General features: G+C 60.1%; 1 protein-coding gene. It reads right to left on the bottom strand.

The window, feature by feature from the left end; translation table 11 throughout:
* Positions 1–93 precede the first annotated feature (93 nt).
* Positions 94–1,338: a group II intron reverse transcriptase/maturase gene (gene ltrA, locus AB0B89_RS36165; RefSeq protein WP_358562228.1), complete on the bottom strand. Its 1,245-nt coding sequence runs from the start codon at positions 1,336–1,338 to the stop codon at positions 94–96.
* Between the last annotated feature and the right edge of the window lie 588 nt (positions 1,339–1,926).

Here is a 1,926-nt window from a genome sequence, read left to right as displayed (position 1 = left end):
GCCGGGTAGCGGGCAGGAATCTCACCTGCCCGCCCCCACAGATCCGGACGTGAACCTCTCGATTCATCCGGCTCGTGCCGTCCAGTCGCCAGGTCAATACCGCAGTTCCCAATGCGCGAACAGCCGAGGCGCCCGTTCCCGGACGGCCTTCAACCATTTTCGCGCCTTCTTGTCGCTGCGTTTCAGCCGCTCATACTTCCATTGCGCCCAGCGCATCAGATGGCGGTCGATGCGCTCGCAGAGGGGTTTCACCTTGCTCGGGTAGAACACGGTGAAGTAGTTGAACCAGCCTCGCAGAACCGGGTTCAACCAGCGTGCGATTTCACTGAGTGTCTGATTCGTGCGCCGATGGATCCGCCAGGCCGCGATCTTCCGGCTCATCTCGGTCAGCTTGTCCGGGGACACCGCCGGCAGGAACCCGGTATAAACTTGCTTCCGGTTCTTGTCGAACGCCATCCGTGGACGAAACGCATAGCCGCAGAACGTGAACGTCACCTGATCATGTTCCAGGCGGCGTCTGCTGTCCTTGCAGTACACGATTTTCGTCTTTTCAGGGTGGAGTACCAGCCCAATCTCGGCGAACCGACCTTCGATCGCCGCCCGCACCTGTCGGGCTTGCCGTTCAGTCGCACAATGGACCACCGCATCATCTGCGAACCGCTCGAATGTGACGGTCGGGAACTCCCGAGCCATCCACATATCGAAGCCGTAGTGCAGAAACAAATTGGCGAGCAACGGGGATACCGGACCGCCTTGCGGCGTTCCCTTCGTCCGGGCATTGAGGGTGCCATCAGGCATCAGCATCGGCGCTTTGAGCCAGCGTTCCACATAGAGCATGACCCATTTCGAGTCCGTGTGCCGCTCGACCGCTTTCAGCATCAGATCCCATGGCACGGAGTCGAAGAAGGCTTTGACGTCCAAGTCGACGACCCAGTCCTTCTTGAAACACCGTTGACGGCAGGCCGCGACAGCGTCCAACGGTGACCGTCCGGGACGGTAGCCATAGGAGTCCTCGTGGAACACCTTCTCCACGTTCGGCTCCAACGCCATAACCGCCGCGGTCTGCGCCACCCTGTCGACCACATTCGGGATGCCGAGAACCCTCGTCCCGCCTTTCTTGGGTATCTCCACCGCGCGGACCGGACCGGGAAAATAACTCCCCGAGGACATACGATTCCAGAGTTTGTAGAGGTTGTCCTTCAGATTCTCCTCGAACTGGGCGATCGTTACGCCATCGGCCCCGGCCGCCCCTCCGTTCTCTTTCACTTTCAGCCACGCATCCCATACCAGGCGCTTTGGCATGTCGTACGACTTGACCTGAGACTTTGGCTCACTCATGCGATTCCTCCCTTCTCGGTTGATCACACTCGTTCACCAGGACGACCCCACCCCTTGGCTCCACCTCCACTGCGATACGCAGAGGCTTCACAGCTACTACGGGCGAGTCCGCCAGCGCATCCCGCATCGGTACTCTGCTCCTCACGGATTAGCCGCTTGGAGTTCTCCCTCTCGCCGCTGAGGCAGCGGCAGTATCGGGACGCGCCTTCACACGTTCCATGCGAGAGCCTTGTCCGGGCTCATGCTGCCTATATGCCGGAGACCGCCTGGGCAGTAAACGGGTATCCCCCAGACTCATCCCGGAGTAGTCTTACGACTCCGGTTTCGATCTCATCTGACTTCTTTTCGACACGTCAACGGCAGAGGGCTTCCGCCCATCGCTCATCTTCCCGGACCTCACCTGACGCGATCAAGTCGCGCCTTTTCCCTCGACGTTCACCACAACGGTCTTCAGCCAATGCAGCTCGGGGTGGTTTAGAGCCTCTCCCCGCAGAGCGACTCTGGAGGGCCAACAAACCTCCATCTCTCACACAGCACCGCGTTCAGCGAAGCGCTATCGCTTCTCACCTCCCGCGTTCGTGTTCACAA

Origin of the sequence: Sphaerisporangium sp. NPDC049002, from assembly GCF_040649355.1 — a bacterium.
Lineage (GTDB): Bacteria > Actinomycetota > Actinomycetes > Streptosporangiales > Streptosporangiaceae > Sphaerisporangium.
The sequence above is the reverse complement of the archived record's forward strand: the minus strand, read 5'-3'. Positions and strand labels throughout refer to the sequence as shown.